At 44.9% G+C, this 24,763-nt stretch carries 21 protein-coding genes; all 21 read left to right on the forward strand.

Features of this window, described 5'->3' with window-relative positions; translation table 11 throughout:
- Positions 1–1,357: colanic acid biosynthesis phosphomannomutase CpsG (gene cpsG, locus OGW13_RS12395; protein WP_287116173.1), on the forward strand; the 1,357-nt coding region annotated here is incomplete at its 5' end.
- Between the two features lie 54 nt (positions 1,358–1,411).
- Entirely contained in the window at positions 1,412–2,806 is a 1,395-nt protein-coding gene (wcaJ, locus tag OGW13_RS12400; RefSeq protein ID WP_043000193.1) for an undecaprenyl-phosphate glucose phosphotransferase, read from the forward strand.
- 9 nt (positions 2,807–2,815) lie between these two features.
- Positions 2,816–4,294 carry a colanic acid undecaprenyl disphosphate flippase WzxC gene (wzxC, locus tag OGW13_RS12405; RefSeq protein ID WP_043000194.1) on the forward strand — a complete coding sequence of 493 codons (1,479 nt, stop codon included), beginning with the start codon at positions 2,816–2,818 and terminating at the stop codon, positions 4,292–4,294.
- A gap of 35 nt (positions 4,295–4,329) precedes the next feature.
- The gene (wcaK, locus tag OGW13_RS12410) at positions 4,330–5,610 is read left to right on the forward strand and encodes a colanic acid biosynthesis pyruvyl transferase WcaK (RefSeq protein ID WP_099433288.1); all 1,281 of its coding nucleotides are present in this window, start codon (positions 4,330–4,332) and stop codon (positions 5,608–5,610) included.
- The gene (wcaL, locus tag OGW13_RS12415; RefSeq protein ID WP_043000196.1) at positions 5,607–6,827 is read left to right on the forward strand and encodes a colanic acid biosynthesis glycosyltransferase WcaL; all 1,221 of its coding nucleotides are present in this window, start codon (positions 5,607–5,609) and stop codon (positions 6,825–6,827) included. Before wcaK ends, wcaL begins: the two co-directional genes overlap by 4 nt.
- Positions 6,828–6,838: 11 nt before the next feature.
- Positions 6,839–8,242 carry a colanic acid biosynthesis protein WcaM gene (gene wcaM / locus OGW13_RS12420; RefSeq protein ID WP_287116174.1) on the forward strand — a complete coding sequence of 468 codons (1,404 nt, stop codon included), beginning with the start codon at positions 6,839–6,841 and terminating at the stop codon, positions 8,240–8,242.
- Between the two features lie 177 nt (positions 8,243–8,419).
- Positions 8,420–9,313 (forward strand): UTP--glucose-1-phosphate uridylyltransferase GalF, encoded by an 894-nt coding sequence (gene galF, locus OGW13_RS12425; protein ID WP_287116175.1) that lies wholly within the window; start codon positions 8,420–8,422, stop codon positions 9,311–9,313.
- A gap of 380 nt (positions 9,314–9,693) precedes the next feature.
- A complete protein-coding gene (gene rfbB, locus OGW13_RS12430) occupies positions 9,694–10,779 on the forward strand; it encodes a dTDP-glucose 4,6-dehydratase (RefSeq protein ID WP_109740374.1) in 1,086 nt (361 codons plus the stop codon).
- The gene (gene rfbD / locus OGW13_RS12435) at positions 10,779–11,678 is read left to right on the forward strand and encodes a dTDP-4-dehydrorhamnose reductase (RefSeq protein ID WP_109740373.1); all 900 of its coding nucleotides are present in this window, start codon (positions 10,779–10,781) and stop codon (positions 11,676–11,678) included. The genes rfbB and rfbD overlap by 1 nt, the downstream gene beginning before the upstream one ends.
- Positions 11,679–11,729: 51 nt before the next feature.
- Positions 11,730–12,608, forward strand: coding sequence for a glucose-1-phosphate thymidylyltransferase RfbA (gene rfbA, locus OGW13_RS12440; RefSeq protein WP_109740372.1), 879 nt, complete (start codon positions 11,730–11,732; stop codon positions 12,606–12,608).
- A 2-nt stretch (positions 12,609–12,610) separates the two neighbouring features.
- Positions 12,611–13,168 carry a dTDP-4-dehydrorhamnose 3,5-epimerase gene (gene rfbC, locus OGW13_RS12445; protein WP_157959988.1) on the forward strand — a complete coding sequence of 186 codons (558 nt, stop codon included), beginning with the start codon at positions 12,611–12,613 and terminating at the stop codon, positions 13,166–13,168.
- A gap of 116 nt (positions 13,169–13,284) precedes the next feature.
- Positions 13,285–14,472, forward strand: a complete 1,188-nt coding sequence (locus OGW13_RS12450) for a lipopolysaccharide biosynthesis protein (RefSeq protein WP_157959981.1) — start codon at positions 13,285–13,287, stop codon at positions 14,470–14,472.
- Positions 14,469–15,077 carry a CatB-related O-acetyltransferase gene (locus tag OGW13_RS12455; protein ID WP_109740369.1) on the forward strand — a complete coding sequence of 203 codons (609 nt, stop codon included), beginning with the start codon at positions 14,469–14,471 and terminating at the stop codon, positions 15,075–15,077. Before OGW13_RS12450 ends, OGW13_RS12455 begins: the two co-directional genes overlap by 4 nt.
- Entirely contained in the window at positions 15,064–16,254 is a 1,191-nt protein-coding gene (locus OGW13_RS12460; RefSeq protein ID WP_109740368.1) for a polysaccharide pyruvyl transferase family protein, read from the forward strand. Before OGW13_RS12455 ends, OGW13_RS12460 begins: the two co-directional genes overlap by 14 nt.
- Entirely contained in the window at positions 16,247–17,428 is a 1,182-nt protein-coding gene (locus OGW13_RS12465) for a Coenzyme F420 hydrogenase/dehydrogenase, beta subunit C-terminal domain (RefSeq protein ID WP_162300692.1), read from the forward strand. The genes OGW13_RS12460 and OGW13_RS12465 overlap by 8 nt, the downstream gene beginning before the upstream one ends.
- A 122-nt stretch (positions 17,429–17,550) precedes the next feature.
- Positions 17,551–18,372 carry a hypothetical protein gene (locus tag OGW13_RS12470; protein ID WP_109740366.1) on the forward strand — a complete coding sequence of 274 codons (822 nt, stop codon included), beginning with the start codon at positions 17,551–17,553 and terminating at the stop codon, positions 18,370–18,372.
- Between the two features lies 1 nt (position 18,373).
- Entirely contained in the window at positions 18,374–19,687 is a 1,314-nt protein-coding gene (locus tag OGW13_RS12475) for a hypothetical protein (RefSeq protein WP_109740365.1), read from the forward strand.
- A 15-nt stretch (positions 19,688–19,702) separates the two neighbouring features.
- Complete coding sequence (locus OGW13_RS12480; protein WP_109740364.1) at positions 19,703–20,830, forward strand: glycosyltransferase; 1,128 nt, start codon at positions 19,703–19,705, stop codon at positions 20,828–20,830.
- 95 nt (positions 20,831–20,925) lie between these two features.
- The gene (locus tag OGW13_RS12485) at positions 20,926–22,035 is read left to right on the forward strand and encodes a glycosyltransferase (RefSeq protein ID WP_109740363.1); all 1,110 of its coding nucleotides are present in this window, start codon (positions 20,926–20,928) and stop codon (positions 22,033–22,035) included.
- 8 nt (positions 22,036–22,043) lie between these two features.
- Positions 22,044–23,471, forward strand: coding sequence for a mannose-1-phosphate guanyltransferase (gene cpsB, locus OGW13_RS12490; protein ID WP_109740362.1), 1,428 nt, complete (start codon positions 22,044–22,046; stop codon positions 23,469–23,471).
- A gap of 18 nt (positions 23,472–23,489) precedes the next feature.
- A partial coding sequence (gene cpsG / locus OGW13_RS12495; RefSeq protein ID WP_287116176.1) for a colanic acid biosynthesis phosphomannomutase CpsG occupies positions 23,490–24,763 on the forward strand: 1,274 nt, incomplete at its 3' end.

A 24,763-nucleotide genomic window follows, 5' to 3' on the forward strand; every position in this document is an offset into this window, starting at 1 on the left:
CTGTTTCAAAGCCTACGATATTCGCGGCAGGCTGGGCGAAGAGCTGAATGAAGAGATTGCGTGGCGGATTGGTCGCGCTTACGGCGAATTTCTGAAGCCGAAAACCATTGTGCTGGGCGGCGACGTGCGTCTGACCAGTGAGGCGCTGAAGCTGGCGCTGGCAAAAGGGTTGCAGGATGCCGGCGTTGACGTGCTGGATATCGGCCTGTCAGGCACCGAAGAGATCTACTTCGCGACTTTCCACCTTGGCGTGGACGGCGGGATTGAAGTCACCGCCAGCCACAACCCGATGGACTACAACGGCATGAAGCTGGTGCGCGAAGGCGCTCGTCCCATCAGTGGCGATACCGGTCTGCGTGACGTGCAGCGTCTGGCCGAGGCCAACGACTTCCCGCCGGTGAACCCCGCGCAGCGCGGAAGCTATAAGCAAATCTCCCTGCGTGATGCCTATATCGACCATCTGTTCGGCTACATCAATGTTAAAAACCTCACCCCGCTGAAGCTGGTGATCAACTCCGGTAACGGCGCGGCAGGCCCGGTGGTGGACGCCATCGACGCGCGCTTTCAGGCGCTGGGCGTGCCGGTAGAATTGATCAAAGTGCATAACACCCCGGACGGCAACTTCCCGAACGGCATTCCTAATCCGCTGTTGCCGGAGTGTCGCGCCGATACCCGCAATGCGGTGATTGAACATGGCGCGGATATGGGGATTGCCTTTGACGGTGATTTCGACCGCTGCTTCCTGTTCGACGAGAAAGGCCAGTTCATTGAGGGTTACTACATTGTCGGCCTGCTGGCGGAAGCGTTCCTCGAAAAACAGCCGGGTGCCAAAATCATTCACGACCCGCGTCTGTCCTGGAACACGGTGGATGTGGTGAAAGCGGCGGGCGGCACGCCGGTGATGTCGAAAACCGGTCACGCTTTCATTAAAGAGCGGATGCGCCACGAAGACGCCATCTACGGCGGCGAGATGAGCGCCCACCACTATTTCCGTGATTTTGCTTACTGCGACAGCGGAATGATCCCGTGGTTGCTGGTGGCGGAACTGGTGTGTCTGAAGGGACAGTCACTGGGTGAACTGGTACGAGACCGGATGGCGGCATTCCCGGCGAGCGGCGAAATCAACAGCAAGCTGGAGGAACCGGCGGCAGCGATTTCTCGGGTGGAACAACACTTTGCCAGCGAGGCGCTGGCGGTGGACAGAACCGACGGGATCAGCATGTCGTTCGTCGACTGGCGTTTCAACCTGCGCTCCTCCAACACCGAACCGGTGGTACGCCTGAACGTGGAGTCACGCGGCGATATTCCGCTGATGGAAGCGCGAACGCGCACTCTGCTGGCGTTACTGAATCAGTAAGGTCAGATCTTCCCTTACTCGCTGGCGGGTAAGGGGCTAATAACAGGAACAACGATGACAAATCTAAAAAAGCGCGAACGGGCCAAAACCAATGCATCGTTAATCTCTATGGTGCAACGCTTTTCAGATATCACCATCATGTTTGGCGGGCTGTGGGTCGTCTGCGAAGTCAGTGGACTGCCTTTCCTGTATATGCACCTGTTGGTGGCGCTGATCACGTTGGTTGTTTTCCAGATGCTGGGTGGCATAACCGATTTCTATCGCTCATGGCGCGGCGTCAAAATTTCCACTGAACTGACTCTCCTGCTGCAAAACTGGACGCTGAGCCTCGTCTTTAGCGCCGGTCTGGTGGCATTCAATCAGGATTTCGATAACCGCCTCGCGGTCTGGCTGGCGTGGTATCTGCTGACCAGCGTCGGACTGGTCTTCTGCCGATCGTTTATTCGCATCGGTGCAGGATGGCTACGCAACCGTGGCTACAACACGCGTCGGGTGGCCGTCGCGGGCGATCTGCCTGCCGGACGGGCGCTGCTCGATAGCTTCCGCAACGAACCGTGGTTAGGTTTTGAGGTAGTTGGCGTTTATCACGATCCGAAACCGGGCGGCGTTACCTCTGACTGGGCAGGTAACCTCGAACAACTGGTTGAAGACGCGAAAGCGTCACGCATCCATAACGTCTACATTGCGATGGCGATGTGCGACGGCGCGCGGGTGAAAAAACTGGTGCGCGAACTGGCGGATACCACCTGTTCGGTGATTCTCATTCCGGACGTGTTTACCTTCAACATTCTGCATTCCCGCATCGAAGAGGTGAGTGGCGTGCCGGTGGTGCCGCTGTATGACACGCCGCTGTCGGGTATCAACCGTCTGCTTAAGCGTGCGGAAGATATCGTGCTGGCGTCGCTGATCCTGCTGCTGATCTCACCGGTGTTGTGCTGCATTGCGCTGGCGGTGAAGCTGAGTTCGCCGGGGCCGATCATCTTCCGTCAGACCCGTTATGGCATGGACGGTAAACCGATCAACGTGTGGAAATTCCGCTCAATGAAGGTGATGGAAAACGACAAGGTCGTCACACAGGCGACGCAGAACGATCCGCGCGTCACCCGAGTGGGGAATTTCCTGCGTCGTACCTCGCTGGATGAACTACCGCAGTTTATTAATGTGCTGACCGGTGGCATGTCTATCGTCGGGCCGCGTCCGCATGCGGTGGCGCATAACGAACAGTATCGTCAACTGATTGAAGGCTACATGCTACGCCACAAGGTGAAGCCGGGGATCACCGGTTGGGCGCAAATCAACGGCTGGCGCGGTGAAACTGACACGCTGGAGAAAATGGAAAAACGCGTGGAGTACGATCTGGAGTACATCCGCGAGTGGAGCGTGTGGTTCGACATCAAGATCGTTTTTCTGACGGTGTTTAAGGGCTTTGTTAACAAAGCGGCGTACTGAGGAACGGTCATGAGCTTACGTGAAAAAACCATCAGCGGCGCGAAGTGGTCGGCGATTGCCACGGTGATCATTATCAGCCTTGGGCTTATCCAGATGACGGTACTGGCGCGGATCGTCGATAACCACCAGTTCGGCCTGCTGACCGTGTCGCTGGTGATCATTGCGCTGGCCGATACGCTGTCTGACTTCGGTATTGCCAACTCCATTATTCAGCGCAAGGCGATAAGCCATCTTGAGCTGACCACGCTGTACTGGCTGAACGTCGGGTTGGGAATCATCGTCTGTGTGGCGGTCTTCCTGCTTAGCGATGTGATTAGCAATGTGCTGCATAACCCGGATCTGGCGCCGCTGATTAAAACGCTGTCGCTGGCGTTTGTGGTGATCCCGCACGGGCAGCAGTTCCGCGCGCTGATGCAGAAAGAGCTGGAGTTCAACAAGATTGGGATGATTGAAACCAGCGCTGTACTGGCAGGCTTTACGTTTACCGTTGTCAGCGCGCATTTCTGGCCGCTGGCGATGACGGCCATACTCGGTTACCTGGTAAATAGCGCGGTGCGCACGCTGTTGTTTGGCTATTTTGGCCGCAAGATCTACCGTCCGGGTCTGCACTTTTCGCTGGCGTCCGTTTCGTCGAATTTGCGCTTTGGTGCGTGGCTGACGGCGGACAGCATCATCAACTACGTCAACACCAACCTTTCCACGCTAGTGCTGGCGCGTATTCTCGGGGCCGGCGTCGCAGGGGGCTATAACCTGGCGTATAACGTGGCAGTGGTGCCGCCGATGAAGCTCAACCCCATCATCACCCGCGTGCTGTTTCCGGCATTTGCCAAAATTCAGGACGACACCCAGAAGCTGCGCGTGAACTTCTACAAACTGCTTTCCGTGGTGGGCATTATCAACTTCCCGGCATTGCTGGGCCTGATGGTGGTTGCTAATAATTTTGTGCCGTTGGTCTTTGGCGAGAAGTGGAACAGCATCATTCCTGTGCTGCAACTGCTGTGCGTGGTGGGGTTGCTGCGCTCGGTTGGTAATCCGATTGGTTCGCTGCTCATGGCGAAAGCGCGGGTAGACATCAGCTTTAAATTCAATGTGTTTAAAACGTTCCTGTTCATCCCGGCGATTATTGTCGGCGGGCAGATGGCGGGCGCAATTGGTGTGACGCTGGGCTTCCTGCTGGTGCAAATTATCAACACCATTCTGAGCTACTTCGTGATGATCAAACCGGTGCTGGGTTCCAGCTATCGTCAGTACATTCTGAGCCTGTGGCTGCCGTTCTATCTCTCATTGCCGACGCTGGCGGTGAGCTACGGTCTGGGTATCGCGTTACAGGGACATCTGTCGCTCGGTGTGCTGCTGGCGACGCAGATTGCCGCCGGTGCGCTGGCGTTCGCGGTGATGATCGTGCTCTCACGCCATCCGCTGGTGGTGGAGATGAAGCGCCAGTTTTGTCGCAGTGAAAAAATGAAAACCTTGCTTCGTGCAGGATAAGTTTTGCCGGATGGCAACGATTTTAAGAGGGTGAAATGAAATTATTGATTCTGGGCAACCATACCTGCGGCAACCGTGGCGACAGTGCGATTTTACGTGGTCTGCTGGACGCCATTCACCGCCTCGAACCTGACGCGGAAGTGGATGTGATGAGCCGCTACCCGGTGAGTTCGTCCTGGCTTTTGAATCGCCCGGTGATGGGCGATCCGCTCTTTTTACAGATGAAACAGCACAACAGCGCGGCTGGCGTAGTGGGGCGGGTGAAAAAAATCCTCCGTCGTCGCTATCAGCATCAGGTGCTGCTTTCCCGCGTTACTGATACCGGCAAGCTGCGTAATATCGCGATTGCTCAGGGTTTTACCGATTTCGTGCGTTTGCTTGCGGGTTATGACGCTATCGTTCAGGTGGGTGGTTCGTTCTTCGTCGACTTGTACGGTGTTCCGCAGTTTGAACACGCGCTGTGTACCTTTATGGCGAAAAAACCACTGTACATGGTCGGTCACAGCGTCGGTCCGTTCCAGGATCCGCAATTTAATCAACTGGCTAACTATGTTTTCGGCCACTGTGATGCACTGATCCTGCGGGAGTCAGTCAGCCTGGAGCTGATGAAACGCAGTGACATCACCACTGAAAAAGTGGAGCACGGCGTGGATACCGCCTGGTTGGTGGATCATCACGATGAAGATTTTACGCCGGGCTATGCCGTTCAACACTGGCTGAGCGTAGCGGCGCAGCAGAAAACGGTGGCAATTACCCTGCGAGAACTGGCGCCGTTTGATAAACGCCTGGGCACCACGCAGGAGGCTTATGAGAAAGCCTTCGCTGGTGTGGTCAACCGCATTCTGGATGAGGGCTATCAGGTTATCGCACTGTCTACCTGTACCGGCATTGACAGCTATAACAAAGATGACCGCATGGTGGCGCTGAATCTGCGCCAGTACGTCAGCGACCCGACGCGTTACCACGTGGTGATGGATGAACTCAATGATCTGGAGATGGGCAAGATCCTCGGCGCATGCGACCTGACGGTTGGCACACGCCTGCATTCCGCCATTATCTCGATGAACTTCGCGACGCCTGCTATTGCGATTAATTACGAGCACAAATCGGCGGGCATCATGCAGCAACTGGGGATGCCGGAGATGGCGATAGATATCCGTCATCTGCTGGATGGCAGTCTGCAAGCGATGGTGGCGGATACGCTCGGACAGTTGCCGCAGATCAATGAGCGTCTTGCGCAGGCGGTGCGTCGCGAGCGTGAACAGGGATACCGTATGGTGGAGTCGGTGTTAACGCGCATCGGGGAGGGGAAATGAAGGTCAGCTTTTTTCTACTGAAATTTCCGCTGTCGTCGGAAACCTTCGTCCTCAACCAGATTACCGCGTTTATCGACATGGGTTTTGACGTTGAGATTGTCGCCCTGCAAAAAGGTGACACGCAAAATACGCATGCCGCCTGGGAAAAATATGGCCTGGCGGCCAGAACGCGCTGGCTACAGGACGAGCCGCCGGGACGTCTGGCAAAGCTGCGCACTCGGGCAGTGAAAACGCTGTCAGGACTGCACCGGGCGACGACGTGGAAATCCCTCAACTTCTCTCGCTACGGCGATGAATCACGTAACCTGATCCTCTCATCAATCTGTGCGCAGATAAGTCAACCCCTGCGTGCGGATGTCTTTATCGCCCACTTTGGTCCGGCGGGCGTAACGGCGGCGAAGCTGCGTGAGCTGGGCGTTATTCAGGGCAAGATTGCGACGATTTTTCACGGTATTGATATTTCCAGTCGGGAAGTTCTTAACCATTACACGCCGGAGTACCAGCAACTGTTCCGTCGTGGCGATCTGATGTTGCCGATTAGCGATCTCTGGGCTGGAAGGCTGAAAAGCATGGGCTGTCCGCCGGAGAAGATTGCCGTTTCACGGATGGGCGTGGATATGACGCGCTTTACGCACCGGCCAGTGAAAGCACCCGGTACGCCGCTGGAGATTATCTCTGTTGCGCGACTGACTGAGAAAAAAGGACTGCATGTGGCGATAGAGGCCTGCCGCCAGTTGAAGGAGCAGGGTGTGGCGTTTCGTTATCGCATTCTGGGTATGGGTCCCTGGGAGCGGCGATTGCGCACGTTGATTGAGCAGTATCAGCTCGATGATGTGATTGAGATGCCGGGATTTAAGCCCAGCCATGAAGTGAAAACGATGCTGGATAACGCGGATGTCTTTCTGTTGCCGTCGATTACCGGCACGGATGGCGACATGGAAGGCATTCCCGTTGCGTTGATGGAAGCGATGGCGGTGGGGATCCCGGTGGTCTCTACCGTTCACAGTGGGATCCCGGAGCTGGTGGATGCCGGGGAATCCGGCTGGCTGGTACCGGAAAACGACGCCCATGCGCTGGCGCAACAGCTCGCGTTGTTCAGCCAACTTGATCACCAGACGCTGGAACCCATCATCCAGCGCGCGCGTGAAAAAGTTGAACATGATTTTAATCAGCAGGTGATCAATCGTCAGTTGGCCAGCCTGCTGCAAACGATGTAAACCGAGGTTGTATGCCAGAGAAAACACTCTCCCGACGTACCTTCCTGACGGCAAGCTCCGCGCTTGCCGTACTTCCTGTCCTCCATTCACCTTTTGCCCGCGCTGTTGCGTCCCGCAAAACCGTCACTATTCAGGATTACAATGCGAAAGACTGGATTGCCTCCTTTCGACAGGCCTTCAGCGACGCAGAGACCGTGGTGGTGCCAGCGGGACTGGTGTGCGAGAACATCAATACCGGCATTTTTATCCCCCCGGGAAAAACGCTGCATGTGCTGGGCCGCCTGAGCGGTAATGGGCGTGGTCGCTTTGTGTTGCAGGAGGGATGTCAGGTCACTGGCGAGAAGGGGGGGAGCCTGCACAATATTACGCTGGATGTACGCGGTTCCGATTGTGTGATTAACGGCCTTGCGATGAGCGGTTTTGGGCCGGTGACGCAGATTTATATTGGTGGGAAAAAGCCGCGCGTGATGCGCAATCTGGTCATCGATAATCTCACCGTGACCCAGGCCAACTATGCGATTCTGCGTCAGGGATTCCACAATCAGGTCGATGGCGCGCGTATTACCCACTGCCGTTTCAGCGACTTGCAGGGTGACGCCATCGAATGGAATGTCGCTATTAACGATCGCAATATCCTGATTTCTGACCACGTCATTGAACGGATCAACTGTACCAACGGCAAGATTAACTGGGGGATTGGCATTGGGCTTGCGGGGAGCACCTACGACAACACCTATCCGGAGCAGCAGACGGTTAAAAATTTTGTGGTCGCCAACATTACCGGATCAGATTGTCGGCAACTGGTGCATGTCGAGAACGGCAAACATTTTGTGATTCGCAATGTGAAGGCGAAGAACATCACCCCGGATTTCAGCAAGAAGGCCGGCATCGACAATGCGACGGTTGCCATTTACGGTTGCGATAATTTTGTGATTGATAATGTCGATATGGTTAACAGTGCCGGGATGCTCATTGGCTATGGCGTGGTCAAAGGGAAATATCTCTCCATCCCGCAAAATTTCAAACTCAACCATATCTCCCTTGATAACACGCAGCTTGAATATAAATTGCGCGGCATTCAAATATCGTCGGGTAATGCCACCTCCTTCGTTGCACTGACTAATATCGAGATGAAACGCGCGACGCTGGAGTTGCATAATCAGCCGCAGCATCTTTTTCTGCGCAATATCAAGGTGATGCAAGAGTCAGCAACGGGACCGGCGCTGAAGATGCACTTTGATCTGCGCAAAGACGTGCGCGGTAAGTTTATGGCGAAAGACGACACGCTGCTGTCGTTGGCAAACGTACATGCGGTGAATGAGAAGGGGCAAAGCTCAGTGGATATAGACCGCATAAACCATCATGTGGTGAACGTTGATGCGATCAACTTCCGCTTACCGGAGGGGAGGGGGTGAATTTGCGACCATTCCTGGCGAAATCGGTCCATACTTAAGATTATGGCTACTGCAATTTATCAGTGACCGGCGTAGCATCAGTGACAAAGCAGCGATGATTTCCTCTAACTAATTCATGCTGGCTAAAACGAGTCAAAAGGCTATAATTCAGCAACCATTTTACAGGTGGATGAAATAATGAGTAATTTGAAAGCAGTTATACCGGTAGCGGGTCTGGGTATGCACATGTTGCCTGCCACCAAGGCAATTCCCAAAGAGATGCTGCCGATCGTCGACAAACCCATGATTCAGTATATCGTTGACGAAATCGTAGCTGCAGGGATCAAAGAAATCCTCCTGGTCACACACGCGTCTAAAAACGCCGTTGAGAACCATTTCGACACCTCTTATGAACTTGAGTCACTCCTTGAGCAACGCGTGAAGCGTCAGTTGCTGGCGGAAGTGCAGTCCATTTGTCCTCCGGGCGTGACCATTATGAACGTGCGCCAGGCGCAGCCGCTGGGGCTGGGTCACTCCATTCTTTGCGCGCGTCCGGCGATTGGCGATAATCCTTTTGTGGTGGTATTGCCTGATATCGTTATTGATACCGCCAGTGCCGATCCGCTGCGCTATAACCTTGCGGCAATGGTTGCGCGTTTTGAAGAAACTGGCCGTAGTCAGGTTCTGGCGAAACGTATGCCGGGTGACCTTTCCGAGTACTCCGTCATCCAGACGAAAGATCCGCTGGATAATGAAGGCAAGGTGAGTCGCATTGTTGAGTTTATTGAGAAACCGGATCAGCCGCAAACGCTGGATTCCGATCTGATGGCGGTAGGGCGTTATGTCCTCTCAGCGGATATCTGGGCCGAACTCGAAAGAACCGAACCGGGCGCCTGGGGCCGTATCCAGTTGACCGATGCAATTGCAGCACTGGCGAAAAAACAATCCGTTGACGCCATGCTAATGACCGGCGACAGCTACGACTGCGGTAAAAAATTGGGCTACATGCAGGCGTTTGTGAAGTACGGACTGCGCAATCTGAAAGAAGGGGCGAAGTTCCGTAAAGGCATTGAGAAACTACTCAGCGAGTAAGTTTAAAAAATAGACGTCCCGCTAGGGCGTAAAAACAAATAACGGTAGTCAACATTCGACGCGGTGATGCAGATATGCCCGGAATGTTGCTACCGTTTTTTCATTTTCGAAAAATATTTATGATTTCATTGAGTTAACTACAAAATTTAGCACCGCTTTTTATAAGATTTCTTCTTGTTTCTGACATCAATTGGTAAGACAATTAGGGTTTGAGTTTTGGGGCTTTGCGGCAGAGAAAGCAGAGCTCAACACGTCTGTGAGAGTACGCAGTGCACTGGTAGCTGTAAAGCCAGGGGCGGTAGCGTGCCTCACATTACGTATTATGTAAGCTTAAATCGGCATTTTAATGCTGATATCATCGAATATCTGGATTAATAAAAGTGAAAATACTTGTTACCGGTGGGGCAGGTTTTATTGGATCTGCTGTCGTTCGGCATATTATAAATAATACTCAAGACAGCGTAATTAATGTCGATAAATTAACGTACGCAGGTAACCTCGAGTCACTGACTGAAATTGAGAATAGCGAGCGTTATTCATTCGAACATGCTGATATTTGTGATTCAAATGTAGTGGCGCGTATTTTTGAAACTCATCAACCGGATGCCGTCATGCATCTTGCTGCTGAGAGCCATGTGGATCGTTCCATTACCGGCCCTGCAGCATTTATTGAAACGAATATCGTTGGCACCTATATTCTTCTCGAAGCGGCTCGCCGGTATTGGTCCGGGTTGGACGATGTAAAAAAAGCTAAATTCCGTTTTCATCACATTTCTACTGACGAAGTCTATGGCGACCTGCCTCATCCGGATGAAGTAGCGCAGGGGAGTATTCTTCCTCTCTTTACTGAACAAACCGCCTATGCGCCGAGTAGCCCGTATTCGGCTTCAAAAGCCTCCAGCGACCATCTTGTTCGCGCCTGGTTGCGTACATACGGTCTACCGACAATGGTGACAAATTGTTCGAATAACTATGGCCCATACCACTTCCCTGAAAAGTTGATTCCCTTGGTTATTCTCAATGCTCTCGAAGGAAAATCGTTGCCTATTTATGGTAAAGGCGATCAGATTCGTGACTGGCTCTATGTTGAAGATCATGCCCGTGCGTTATATACCGTGGTGACGAAAGGAATCCCTGGTGAGACCTACAACATCGGTGGCCATAACGAGAAGAAAAATATCGATGTTGTGCATACCATCTGTGACTTGTTGGATGAGATCGTACCTAAAACGGCGTCATACCGAGAGCAAATCGCCTATGTTGCCGATCGTCCAGGCCATGACCGTCGGTACGCGATCGATGCGGATAAAATCAGCCGTGAACTCGGTTGGAAACCGCAAGAGACGTTCGAAAGTGGGATTCGAAAAACGGTTGAATGGTATCTGGCAAACACCTCATGGGTTGAAAATATCAAAAGTGGGGCGTACCAAACCTGGATTGAGCAGAACTATGGGGAACGCCAGTAATGAACATTCTTTTGTTTGGCAAAACAGGGCAGGTCGGTTGGGAATTACAACGCTCGCTTGCTCCGCTTGGTAATGTGATTGCGCTGGATGTCCATTCAACGGATTACTGTGGAGATTTCAGCAATCCTCAGGGGGTTGCTGAAACGGTCCGTCGCATTCGACCAGACGTTATCGTAAACGCAGCAGCCCATACGGCAGTGGACAAAGCTGAATCTGAAATTGAATTTGCTCAATTGCTCAATGCAATCAGCGTTGAAGCTATTGCTAAAGAAGCCGCTGAAGTAGGGGCATGGGTCGTTCATTATTCGACAGATTACGTTTTCCCCGGGACAGGGACGACGGCCTGGAGAGAAACGGATGAAACATCACCATTGAATGTCTATGGCGAGACTAAACTTGCTGGTGAAAAGGCTCTGCAGCAACATTGTCAAAAGCATCTGATATTCAGGACCAGCTGGGTTTATGCGGGTAAAGGGAATAATTTTGCGAAGACCATGCTGCGTCTGGCAAAAGATCGTACAGAGATGTCCGTTATCAACGATCAGTATGGCGCGCCGACAGGGGCTGAGTTGCTTGCTGATTGTACAGCACATGCTATTCGTGTCGCGCTGAACAAACCTGATGTCGCTGGCCTCTATCACTTAGTGGCTGGTGGCACGACGACCTGGTATGACTTCGCCTCTCTGGTTTTTGCTGAAGCTCGCAATGCAGGTATTGACTTAGCGCTGACTGATCTTAAGGCTGTTCCAACCAGCGCTTACCCTACACCCGCGCGCCGCCCAGGCAACTCACGATTAAATACTGAAAAATTTCAGCATAATTTTGGCCTTGTCTTGCCGCAGTGGGAAAATGGTGTCAAACGTATGTTAAATGAGTTGTTTACAATTACAGCTATCTGATTCTGGTTTTAATGCCCGCAACAGGGCATTTTGTATTTAAGAGATAATGATATGAAAACGCGTAAAGGGATTATTCTTGCCGGCGGTTCCGGCACTCGTTTGTACCCTGTGACGATGGCAGTGAGTAAACAATTACTGCCCATTTATGATAAGCCGATGATTTACTACCCGCTGTCGACACTGATGCTGGCGGGAATTCGGGATATTCTTATTATCAGCACCCCGCAGGATACACCGCGCTTTGAGCAGTTACTCGGTGACGGAAGCCAGTGGGGGCTTAACCTTCAATATAAAGTTCAGCCAAGTCCGGATGGGTTAGCCCAGGCCTTTATTATTGGTGAAGAGTTCATCGGTAATGATGATTGTGCATTAGTGCTCGGCGATAACATCTTTTATGGACATGATTTACCAAAACTAATGGATACTGCCGTTAATAAAGAAAATGGGGCTACGGTATTCGCATACCATGTGAACGATCCTGAACGCTACGGTGTAGTTGAGTTTGATAAGAATGGGACCGCGGTTAGTCTGGAAGAGAAACCCCAGGAACCCAAAAGTAACTATGCCGTGACAGGTCTTTATTTTTACGACAATAGCGTCGTTGATATGGCAAAGAATCTCAAGCCTTCGGCGCGTGGTGAACTGGAAATCACGGATATTAACCGTATCTATATGGAACAAGGGCGTCTGTCTGTCGCCATGATGGGGCGCGGGTATGCATGGTTGGATACGGGGACGCATCAAAGTTTGATTGAGGCCAGTAACTTTATTGCTACGATTGAAGAGCGACAGGGGCTGAAAGTATCGTGTCCGGAAGAGATTGCTTTTAGAAAAGGTTTTATAGATACAGAGCAAGTTAAAACTTTAGCAAAACCATTGATAAAAAATGATTATGGTCAGTACTTGCTGAATATTATTAAAGGCTATTAATGATGAATATTATAAGAACTGAAATCCCTGATGTCCTTATTCTAGAACCAAAGGTCTATGGCGACGAGCGTGGATTTTTCTTTGAAAGTTTTAACCAAGCAATCTTTGAAGAAATAATAGGTGATAAAGTCAATTTTGTGCAAGATAACCATTCAAAGTCCTTCAAAGGTGTAGTTAGAGGGCTTCATTATCAAATCTCCCCTTTTTCGCAGGCAAAACTGGTCCGCTGCATTGCCGGTGAAGTATTTGATGTAGCGGTAGATATAAGGCCACAGTCTTTAACATTTGGGCGATGGGTTGGCGTTATTCTTTCTGCTGAAAATAAAAAACAACTTTGGATTCCTAGTGGATTTGCGCATGGTTTTATGGTACTAAGTGATTCAGCTGAGTTTGCATATAAAACAAATAATTATTACTCTCCGCAATGTGAAAGGTGTATTAAATGGGATGACAAAGAGCTTAATATAAAGTGGCCTTCAGATAGAGGAAGATATATTATATCCACAAAGGATCAAAATGGTGATTCGTTTAAATGCTTTAAAAAACTAAACGGCATATAAACTTGAAAAGAAAGGCCGTTCAACATTGATATAACATATGTCATAACTTAAATATAAGAACTAGTTGATATTGTCATATCCATTTATATTGTAAATTCTAAAACATAGAATAGATAATGAAATCAAATGCAATTTTTTCATTAGCCACAACGCTGTGTAAGATGTTGTCAGTGCTTCTATTCCTAGCGATTTTGTCGCACTCTATTTCAAGGGAACACTATAATATTATAGTTACAGCACTATTTTTCTCTCAGCTATCATCGATCTTAATAGATGGAGGAGTGAATAATGAAGTGCTCTCAATGTGCAATAATAACGTTACAGAAAATTCTGAGTGGTATAATAGATTAGCGATCAATGGGGCAGTTAGATTAATTTTATATCTCTTATGTGCTTTGTTACTAGCTATTTATTACATTTATATTGATGATTGGTGTAGTGGGCTTATATTTTTTGCAAGTTATATGTCTGGTGCGTTTACATTAATTATTGAGACATATTCAGTGAAACTTAAAACAGAACTCAAATATAGCTATGATTTTAAGTTGACATTAATGGTAAATGTATTGATATTATTATTTTCTATTATTGTTTATTTCTATCCACAGTTTTTAATTTTATGCCTTTTGATTCCTCGGTTATTATCATTAGCAATATATAAAAAATCGCTGCTAATATTAAAAGTATTAGATAAGATTGACTTCGTAAAATTAAAAGATAACTATATTAAAAGAAAATATTATTCAGTAGATTCTATCGCGACAAGCATTAACTTGCAGTTAGACTCAATATTTTTATTGTTTCTCTTTGGGAAAGATTCATATGCGTTATATCAACCGCTGAATAAACTATATTCATCATGCATAGGATTATCATCTGCGGTTTCAGCATATGCAATTCCAAACGCTCATCTAGCCGTAAGTAAAAAAAATAAATTATATATACTTGTCAGTTTTTTTACATTTGCAGCTCTTATTATTTCTTTAGGATACTATCTATTTTCAGGATTACTTGTTTCTAAAATGTTCGGAAGTAATTTTTCCATTAGCCCAGAAATAATTGAGCTGTTTGTTGTTTTAATTTTTCTCAGATATTTATGTGCATCATTTGGTTCATATCTAATGATCTCAGGAGAACAAAAAATAAGGTCAATAATTAATTTTATTATAACATCATTCTGTCTACCTTTTATGTTCCTGGCACAAGATTACACAAATATATTGATGATCGTTATTGTAGGTCAAATGCTCATTACCTGTTTATATATCCTAAAGATTAAAAAGAAGGAGTTATGTAGCACATGACGAATAAATTTATCAGGATCATTGGTAAGGTTCTTTGCCGTATACTTATCAGATATAACCAATTTGAAAGTTCTCTTTTAAGACGTCTCTATAAACGGTTATACGGTATTGATGTTGGGATGTATAGCTATGGATGTTTTGATTACAAAAAAATACCTCCAGGTACTATAATAGGAAGATATTGTTCCTTTGCTCCAACTGCAATTATTTTTGGAAGAAATCATGGGATCCAGTACTTATCATCGCACCCCTATCTCTATAATTCTAGTTTGGGAATCGTTGAGCAAGACACAATTACTATTTCATCGCGTATAATTGAAGATGATGTATGGTTTGGACACAACAGTATAATTTCACCATCGGTAAAATATATTGGAAGAGGTGCAGTAATTGCTGCGGGTTCTGTCGTCACTACAGATATCCCTCGATATGCAATAGTAGCAGGTGTTCCAGCAAAAGTGAAAAAATTCAGATTTGATAAGGGTGTTATTGATAAAATAGAGGACAGTCAGTGGTGGCTAAAATCCAAAGATGAATTGAAGCAAATGATGGACAATAACAGAGAATTTGTTTTTTCACCAGGGCGTATTAATGAAAACAATTAAAGTATGTTTGGCATGGCATAATATTAATTCAAATAATTATGGGGTAAGTGCACTTGCAATAGCTCAGGTGGCTTTGCTGGTTGAAGCAGCAAAACGTGCAAATGTGAATATCGAAATAGAGACTCTGGGTACTCCATTTGTAAATGAATTAACGATAAAAGAAGAAGTGGAAAAAAGGTTAAGTATTAAGTTGACACATAAGGATTTTTCACTTAAAAATTTTGTACTCAGCTTGGCTAAATTTAATTCTTCAGTTTTGTCTCTATTTAAAAAATACGACATAGTGATGGATATAGGTGAGGGTGATAGCTTTACTGATATCTATGGAATTAAACGTTTTACTATAATGGTTTTGACTAAATATCTAGCATTGAGAACTAAGAAAAAAATTGTGTTATCGCCGCAAACAATTGGACCATTTAATAATAAAATTTCGTATCTTGTTTCGCGCTATTTGATGTCAAAATGTGATGCTGTTTTTTCCCGTGACTATAAAACTACTCAATTTGTGCGTGATATGGGAATTGAGTGTGTGGAAGTCTCTGATGTTGCATTTACTTTACCGTATGATCGCTTGCCAAAATTGGAAAATAGCGTCGGTATAAATATATCTGGTCTTCTTTGGAATGGCGGATATTCAGGTAATAACCAATTTGGTCTAACAGTTGATTATCAAAAATTCGTGAAACAAGCGATCCAAAATTTTAGAGCTAGAGGGAAAAGCGTACATTTAGTTGCTCATGTTATTGCAAATCATATTCCTGTTGAAGACGACTATCGCGTGTGTGTTCAAATTAAGAAAATGTTCGACGAAGATGAAGGTGTTGTTTTAGGTCCAAAATTTACTTCACCAATTCAGGCAAAGAGCTATATAAGTCAGTTGGACTTTTTCGCTGGTTCCCGCATGCATGCGACAATAGCTTCCCTTTCTGCAGGTGTTGTCACTATACCTATTGCTTACAGTCGGAAATTTTCCGGTGTATTTGGAAGTTTGGAGTATCCATTCACATTAGATGCATATTCTCTTGATACTGAAGGGTTACTCAATCAATTGTTTGAATATTATGATCACCAATTTCAGGTGATGCGCTCATCAATGGCTAATGCTCGTAATATAGCATTGCAACGAAATGAAAAATATATTGACTATCTGCAGGAACTACTCCGCCATGAATAATATATCCCAAGTTATTAAGTCCGGAATGTGCGCAGGTTGTGGTTTTTGCGCTGAAAATCCAGAGAAAATGAAGATAGATAATCAAGGATATTTTCGACCGATATCATTTATTGATGACGAACTATCACTGCATGTATGTCCAGGTCGGGGTGTTTCCCATAATAATACCGATATAGACTATCATCTATTATGGGGGCCTATCGTTAGTTGTGAAGTTGGATATGCAAATAACCCCGATGTTCGACGTTTGGGATCTTCTGGTGGTGTATTGACGGCTCTGTTGTGTTATTTAATTGAAACAAGCAAAGTCGATGCTGTAATACAGGTTGGTGTATCAAAGGATTATCCAATCCGAAATGAAACGAATATACTCTCAAGCAAAGATGATATCATAAGTTGCGCAGGTTCACGCTATTCTCCTTCATCTCCTCTTACGGTGATAAGATCATTGCTTGATAATGGCAAGCGTTATGCAATTATAGGTAAACCATGTGACATAGCTTCCATGCGTACTTTAGTAAATGAAACACCAAAATACCGTGAGCAGTTTCCATATTTATTATCATTCATGTGTGCTGGTGTTCCCAGTGAAGAGGGAACAAAGCAAGTATTGAAAAAATGGAATCTGAAACCGGAGCAGCTAATATCTTTTCGCTATCGAGGGGATGGTTGGCCAGGACTAACTAAAGCCGTCGCGACTACTGGTGAGGAATTTACAATGACTTATAATGAATCATGGGGCTCTATACTTAATCGATATTTGCAACCAAGATGTAAATTATGTGGTGATGGAATCGGTGAAGCAGCTGATGTTGTATGCGGTGATGCTTGGCATGCGTCGTCTAATGGCTATCCTAGTTTTGATGAAGAAGCAGGGCGTAGCTTAACAATTGCACGAACTCAAACAGGTCGGCAACTCCTTGATCAAGCCATGGCTGCGAAAGCAGTTACACTTACAAACTATAATATTACAGAACTTCAGCAGATTCAACCATATCAGGCTAATCGAAAACAGACGACACAGGTAAGACGTTTGGCGGTAATGTTATTGGGCGGTAAAGTTCCCAGTTACAAAGGGTATCATCTTGGTAAACTACTATTGCGGACACCTTTTAAATTAACGATTAAGGCATTTAGTGGGACGTTGATCCGTAAATTACGTGGACGTATTTGACAAAGGTGTCATTCGAAGCATTTATTTCACGATGTCATTTATTATTGGTGCTGATTTATATGGGGCCCACGTTTGTCAATTTTATAAAAAAATGTATTATCTTCAAGCTGTCTGGATGCAAAATGATAAAAGTAAATATTATTATAGCACTGTATTATCCACAATATTATACTAAGGTACGAAAAACTATTCTCTCAGTTTTTAGTAATTTTGATTATTTCTTGGTGTTTGTTGATAATAGCGGGAAAATGATTCCTGATATAGAAGCTGATAGTAAGGTGAGATGGCTGCCGGGAAGCAATCTAGCAGGTGAGTTTTCGGCGTGGGATGAAGGTTATAGTTATTTAAATGAACAATATGATATCCGAGAAAATGATGTGATAGTATTTATAAATGATACTTTTTGTCATCATAGGTTTTTCACTAGATATGATGAAGCATTATATAAAAAAGTTCTACTAGAATGTCATGATAATTGTGTATATGGAGAACTAAATAGTACAGGTGAATATTTTGGTATCAATGATCTTAATTTTTCCTCATGGATATCATCTTACATTTTTCTTGGTACAAAAAATAGTATTGACAAAATTATCCCTCTCAACAAAGTACCGAGCATAAGTGTCGAAAATGCGGTAATAATCGAGAAGAATTTGATTCTTGGTAAAGTTAATATTCCAACATTTACAAAAACATTGAATTCACATCTGACTAATTGGTTATTTCCGAAGGATGGCAAAGGTTGGTACCGTGCAAGGGATGTTACTCAAAGTGCTCTGCACTTCAAGCTTAACGCTATAATAAATGAGAAATTACTTACTTTTAGCATATTGGATAATAACATGATGTTAGCTAATATTTATAATAGTAAAATCAGTCGTATATATAATTCAGCTCGAAACAAACTTTATTTAGTTTGTAAGCAAAACAACTTGATTAGGTAGCATGATGTATTCAAATGAATTAAATAATAATAATCGAATAAATCATATTGGCACATCACTTTTTGGACTGCTAATTATATTTCTTGCTGCAGTTATAAATGATCTTCCCATTCAAATATATCTTGGAACATTGGGTTCTAGTCCTGTATGGTTAGTATCACTCTTTAGTTTTATAATTATTATTATACAGTGTGGCTTCAGGTTACACTTAGATGAACTAAGTAAGAGCTTTTTGGTTTACTATCTTCTTACACTGACAATTTCTTCCCTTCAATGTATTTGGTATTATTTTGTTGAAGGAGTTATTATAAATAAATTCGGTGGGATTATTTTTAGCAAATTGCTATTCGCGTCATCATATTATCTTTTTTATTTTCTTTTTATTTATAGCGCTATTTATTTTTCAAGAGCATTAAAGGCATCGCAGTTTAAGAAATGCATTTTATCAATCACATTTCTGTTGATTACAGTGCTCTGTATTGAATTTTTTTGGCCAAATATTCTGATTTTATTTCATATGACGATGGATGGGTATGGAGCAGGTTCTCGATTGAGACTATTATCGCCAGAACCCTCGATGGCTGCCTTCACATTTAATATCTTTATGCTATTAACAATTGCGTTATGTTATTCAAAAATCCTCAAAATTATAATTTGGGTTATTATTTTGAGTGCGAATATACTTATAGGGTCAAAGGCATCTTTACTGTTGATCATGTCCAGCGGAGTGCTTGTATTTTATTTCAATATGTCCTTGTTGCAAAAAATAAAAAGTCTGATCATAATTATACCTATTGTAATTGGAGTTTCGTATGTCATTTTTAACACAGTATTACCTGCACTAGCAGTTGATGTGGAAAAATTTACTAGCGTTAGTACCCGATTAATTACTGCACTTTGGGCTATAATTAGTCTGATATATTATCCGCTTGGGGAAGGTTATGGTACATATGGTTCTTACTTTATTGATCCCCTGTATTCCGCTATAAACTTAGCTGAGCATTTCCTGCCATTTTCTCCGAACCTGAGTGAGGTTGAAAAGATGCTCACAACTGGAGAATCTCTAGCTGCGAAATCAGGTGTACTATTTGCGATAGTTCAAAGTGGGTTTATTGCGCTTATTTTTTTTATTTTGGTTTACTTTAGATCCTTCCGTAGTATTCGAGAAAGTAAAATGGAATTATCAATGAAATTGATGTTGCGAATGACTCTGTGGTACTCACTCTTATCCGTGTTGTTTGCTGTCAATATTGAAACCTTATATGCCTTTTTGCTACCGTTCATCACAGTGGAATATTTTAGAAATAATTACTGACGGGCCTTGGCTATTATGAAAAAAATCTTATATATATCTATGTCACTTGAAGGGGCAAACTATGGTGGCAGTATTGTCTCTCGCGTAAATTTGAATGCTATAAAAAATCAAGGTGATGTTAAAGTCACTGAAGTTGCACTGGTCAGAAAATTTACGGGTGTATATGATTATGAATTGCAATCCGACTCGTCGAAAATAAAGATAGCAGCAAATAATTTGAGAGGATTTGCTGGAAGATTGAATTGTCGTGTGATGTCAAAAATAAAGGCTATTATTAAAGAAGATAATCCTGATATATTATATCTCGATTCTAGCCTGCTTGGCAGCATTGCAAGATGGTGCAAGTTGAATTTTAAGCATATAACAGTTATTACATTCTTTCACAATATCGAGGCAGATTTTGAATTACAGCGCCTAAAGACAGGTGCCATATTCTTCCTTCCCTCATTATTTTCTTCAGTAAATGCAGAAAGAAAAGCTGTAAAATATAGTGATACACTGATTACTCTTCATCAAATTGATGCAAACAGACTCTTAAGGCTGTACGGTCGGAAATCTGATTTTAATATACCGGTATGCATAGAAGATGAACTTGCAGATGAAATAGCTTGTTGCATTGAATCTGATCATCCTAAAAAAGATGAAATTTTTTTTGTTGGTTTTATTGGGACAGCATTTTATGCTAATACTAAAGCAGCAGAGTTTATATCCCATAAAATTGCTGCTGCATTTTCTGATAAACCGGACATAAAATTTATTATCGCTGGGAATGGATTTGACAAGTACGCGAGTACTCTTGAGCGAAGTAATCTAAAGGTATACGGATATATAGATTCTCTAGAACAGTTTTATTCAAATATTGATGTTATTATCTCACCAATTTTTTATGGGGCCGGAATGAAAGTTAAGATTGCAGAGGCGTTAAAATACAATAAAAAAATACTAGCCTCATCATTTTCTTTAATAGGTTACGAAGAGTTATCAAGCTCTGAGGAAGTGATGACCTGTAATACATCGGATGAGTTTATCGCATCGATTGAAAAAATGAAAAATACACGAGATAAATGTTCTAATTCGCGTGAGTATTTCCTAAAGAATTATTCTTGTAATGCTTGTATAGAATATTTTAAAAAAATACTATAGGATAACAATACATAGAATATGCAGAGTTTAGATGTGAAAGAGACTAATGGTGTCTATATTTTTTGCCTCTGCATATGTTATAAGGACAATTGTTAATGAAGGTATTGCAGATAAGTAAGTTTTATCCACCTGTACATGGTGGTATTGAGCAAGTTGCGTTTGACATTAGTGAAGGGATAGCTAAAGAAATTAAACAGAGTGTGGATGTTTTGTGTGTCGATCCAATTGGAAAAAGACCTGATGATTTCACAAGAAAATATAAGATATTTCGCCAGAAACTTTTGTTTATACTATTTTCCACTCCGTTTTCATTTTCATTTATAAATAAATGGCGTAGGTTGAGGTATAAATATGATATCGTTCACGTTCATTTACCAAATCCATTAGCGGTACTGTCCTTGTTTCTCTTTCAACCAAAGGGGAAGATTATTTTACATTGGCATAGTGATATTGTTAAGCAGAAGAAATTATTGGTTTTGTTTTATCCATTCCAAAGATGGATTTTAAAAAAAAGCGCTAGCATCATTGTAACGAGTCCTATTTATGGTAGATGCTCTCCGGCATTACAAAATTATCAAAATAAAATAAAATGCATACCTATAGGAGTCAATACTGATGATATGCCTATCAATTTACTTATGGAAAAAATAATTAAGGATACATATCAAGGAAAAAAGATTGTGTTCACATTAGGGCGTTTGGTTTACTATAAGGGTATCAATTATTTGATAGATGCGTCAAAGCTATTACCAGATAATTATGTTGTACTAATCGGTGGTGCAGGTCCATTATATGATGGCTTGAAAAAGCAAATAGCAGATAATAATCTATCTGAAAAAGTGATATTATTAGGTAGTATTAAATATGAAGATCTCTCAGCATATTATAAATGCTGTGACATTTTTTGTCTTCCATCAGTACATGAATCTGAGGCATTCGGAGTTGTACAGCTTGAAGCTATGAGTTTCTCAAAACCATTGATATCAACTGCTATTCCAGGGAGTGGTGTTTCATGGGTTAATCAGAACATGAAATCCGGAATTGTTGTTCCCCCCCGCAATCCTGAGGCTCTTGCTAAAGGGATTCTTGAAGTTATGGATAATAGTGATAAATATAGCCGAGGTTCTAGAGAAAGATTTGAGACTTATTTCACGAAAGATTTGATGGTTACCCATATATCCGATTTATATTTGAGCTTAAAGTGAGTATAAGTATGTCATTACTTCCTGTCATTATGGCCGGCGGGACCGGCAGTCGTTTATGGCCTCTGTCACGAGTTCTTTATCCCAAACAATTCCTCAATTTAGATGGAAATGGAACAATGTTACAGGCTACAGTTAATCGGCTGCAGGGACTTGATTGTGACGATCCTATGGTTATTTGTAATGAAGAACATCGTTTTATAGTCGCAGAACAACTTCGTCAACTCAATAAACTTAATAATAGCATTATTCTTGAACCGGTAGGTAGAAATACAGCTCCAGCAATTACCTTGGCTGCATTAAGCGTATCTCATATACAATCTGTTGAATCAAAGCTAATACTCGTGCTAGCTGCAGACCATATTATTCAGAACGAAGATGCCTTTTGTGAAACTATCCTTTCTGCAATTCCGTATGCCCAAAATGGGAAGTTAGTAACTTTTGGTATTGTTCCACAGAAACCCGAAACTGGTTATGGATATATTAGAAGAGGAGATGAGTGCAATGCAGATGGGAGGCATGAAGCATTCAAAGTTGCTGAGTTTGTTGAAAAGCCAAATTATGAAACAGCAATAAAATATTTATCTTCAGGGGAATATTATTGGAATAGTGGTATGTTCCTCTTTCGCGCGGATAAATATCTCGATGAATTAAAGAAGTTTCGCCCTGATATTCTCACCGCCTGCGTCAACGCAATAAATGATTCCGATATGGACTTGGATTTTGTTCGTGTAAATAGTGAGGCTTTTTTCTCTTGTCCCGATGAATCGATAGATTATGCAGTAATGGAGAAAACAACTGATGCTGTTGTAGTCCCTATGAATGCAGGGTGGAGTGATGTGGGTTCTTGGTCCTCATTATGGGAGATTAGCGATAAAACCACAGAAGGGAATGTGATGGTGGGAGATGTATTAACATGCGATACTCAGGACAGTTATCTCTACTCTGAATCTGGGTTACTTGCAACTGTTGGCGTTAAGGATGCTGTTATTGTCCAGACAAAAGATGCTGTATTGGTTGCTGATAGGAATGCAGTTCAAGATGTAAAAAAAATAGTTGAGTCCCTTAAATCTTCACATCGTGTGGAACATCATACACATCGTGAGGTTTATCGTCCTTGGGGAAAATATGACTCAATCGACACTGGTGACAGATACCAAGTCAAACGTATTACTGTAAAACCTGGAGAAGGAATTTCTCTGCAAATGCATCATCATCGTGCTGAACATTGGATCATCGTATCAGGAACAGCACAAGTCACTATCGATAATGAAGTTAAATTTCTTAGTGAAAATCAGTCTATTTATATACCTGTTGGTGTCAGGCATTGCTTAGAAAATCCAGGTAAAATTGCATTGGAACTAATTGAAGTACGTTCAGGTTCTTACCTTGGTGAGGATGATATTATCCGTTTTGCAGATCGATATGGACGGATTTGAATTTACAGTAAGGTCATTATGAATAATTTACGCTGTTTCAAAGCCTACGATATTCGCGGCAGGCTGGGCGAAGAGCTGAATGAAGAGATTGCGTGGCGGATTGGTCGCGCTTACGGCGAATTTCTGAAGCCGAAAACCATTGTGCTGGGCGGCGACGTGCGTCTGACCAGTGAGGCGCTGAAGCTGGCGCTGGCAAAAGGGTTGCAGGATGCCGGCGTTGACGTGCTGGATATCGGCCTGTCAGGCACCGAAGAGATCTACTTCGCGACTTTCCACCTTGGCGTGGACGGCGGGATTGAAGTCACCGCCAGCCACAACCCGATGGACTACAACGGCATGAAGCTGGTGCGCGAAGGCGCTCGTCCCATCAGTGGCGATACCGGTCTGCGTGACGTGCAGCGTCTGGCCGAGGCCAACGACTTCCCGCCGGTGAACCCCGCGCAGCGCGGAAGCTATAAGCAAATCTCCCTGCGTGATGCCTATATCGACCATCTGTTCGGCTACATCAATGTTAAAAACCTCACCCCGCTGAAGCTGGTGATCAACTCCGGTAACGGCGCGGCAGGCCCGGTGGTGGACGCCATCGACGCGCGCTTTCAGGCGCTGGGCGTGCCGGTAGAATTGATCAAAGTGCATAACACCCCGGACGGCAACTTCCCGAACGGCATTCCTAATCCGCTGTTGCCGGAGTGTCGCGCCGATACCCGCAATGCGGTGATTGAACATGGCGCGGATATGGGGATTGCCTTTGACGGTGATTTCGACCGCTGCTTCCTGTTCGACGAGAAAGGCCAGTTCATTGAGGGTTACTACATTGTCGGCCTGCTGGCGGAAGCGTTCCTCGAAAAACAGCCGGGTGCCAAAATCATTCACGACCCGCGTCTGTCCTGGAACACGGTGGATGTGGTGAAAGCGGCGGGCGGCACGCCGGTGATGTCGAAAACCGGTCACGCTTTCATTAAAGAGCGGATGCGCCACGAAGACGCCATCTACGGCGGCGAGATGAGCGCCCACCACTATTTCCGTGATTTTGCTTACTGCGACAGCGGAATGATCCCGTGGTTGCTGGTGGCGGAACTGGTGTGTCTGAAGGGACAGTCACTGGGTGAACTGGTACGAGACCGGATGGCGGCATTCCCGGCGAGCGGCGAAATCAACAGCAAGCTGGAGGAACCGGCGGCAGCGATTTCTCGGGTGGAACAACACTTTGCCAGCGAGGCGCTGGCGGTGGACAGAACCGACGGGATCAGCATGTCGTTCGTCGACTGGCGTTTCAACCTGCGCTCCTCCAA

Source organism: Citrobacter sp. Ca225 (genome assembly GCF_030337175.1).
GTDB classification, from domain to species: Bacteria; Pseudomonadota; Gammaproteobacteria; order Enterobacterales; family Enterobacteriaceae; genus Citrobacter_A; species Citrobacter_A amalonaticus.

Bases quoted from the DNA above. Each gene is read 5' to 3' on its own strand.
- wcaJ (WP_043000193.1), top strand. From the start codon at position 1,412: ATGACAAATCTAAAAAAGCGCGAACGGGCCAAAACCAATGCATCGTTA.
- wzxC (WP_043000194.1), top strand. From the start codon at position 2,816: ATGAGCTTACGTGAAAAAACCATCAGCGGCGCGAAGTGGTCGGCGATT.
- wcaK (WP_099433288.1), top strand. From the start codon at position 4,330: ATGAAATTATTGATTCTGGGCAACCATACCTGCGGCAACCGTGGCGAC.
- wcaL (WP_043000196.1), top strand. From the start codon at position 5,607: ATGAAGGTCAGCTTTTTTCTACTGAAATTTCCGCTGTCGTCGGAAACC.
- wcaM (WP_287116174.1), top strand. From the start codon at position 6,839: ATGCCAGAGAAAACACTCTCCCGACGTACCTTCCTGACGGCAAGCTCC.
- galF (WP_287116175.1), top strand. From the start codon at position 8,420: ATGAGTAATTTGAAAGCAGTTATACCGGTAGCGGGTCTGGGTATGCAC.
- rfbD (WP_109740373.1), top strand. From the start codon at position 10,779: ATGAACATTCTTTTGTTTGGCAAAACAGGGCAGGTCGGTTGGGAATTA.
- rfbA (WP_109740372.1), top strand. From the start codon at position 11,730: ATGAAAACGCGTAAAGGGATTATTCTTGCCGGCGGTTCCGGCACTCGT.
- rfbC (WP_157959988.1), top strand. From the start codon at position 12,611: ATGAATATTATAAGAACTGAAATCCCTGATGTCCTTATTCTAGAACCA.
- OGW13_RS12450 (WP_157959981.1), top strand. From the start codon at position 13,285: ATGAAATCAAATGCAATTTTTTCATTAGCCACAACGCTGTGTAAGATG.
- OGW13_RS12455 (WP_109740369.1), top strand. From the start codon at position 14,469: ATGACGAATAAATTTATCAGGATCATTGGTAAGGTTCTTTGCCGTATA.
- OGW13_RS12460 (WP_109740368.1), top strand. From the start codon at position 15,064: ATGAAAACAATTAAAGTATGTTTGGCATGGCATAATATTAATTCAAAT.
- OGW13_RS12465 (WP_162300692.1), top strand. From the start codon at position 16,247: ATGAATAATATATCCCAAGTTATTAAGTCCGGAATGTGCGCAGGTTGT.
- OGW13_RS12470 (WP_109740366.1), top strand. From the start codon at position 17,551: ATGATAAAAGTAAATATTATTATAGCACTGTATTATCCACAATATTAT.
- OGW13_RS12475 (WP_109740365.1), top strand. From the start codon at position 18,374: ATGATGTATTCAAATGAATTAAATAATAATAATCGAATAAATCATATT.
- OGW13_RS12480 (WP_109740364.1), top strand. From the start codon at position 19,703: ATGAAAAAAATCTTATATATATCTATGTCACTTGAAGGGGCAAACTAT.
- OGW13_RS12485 (WP_109740363.1), top strand. From the start codon at position 20,926: ATGAAGGTATTGCAGATAAGTAAGTTTTATCCACCTGTACATGGTGGT.
- cpsB (WP_109740362.1), top strand. From the start codon at position 22,044: ATGTCATTACTTCCTGTCATTATGGCCGGCGGGACCGGCAGTCGTTTA.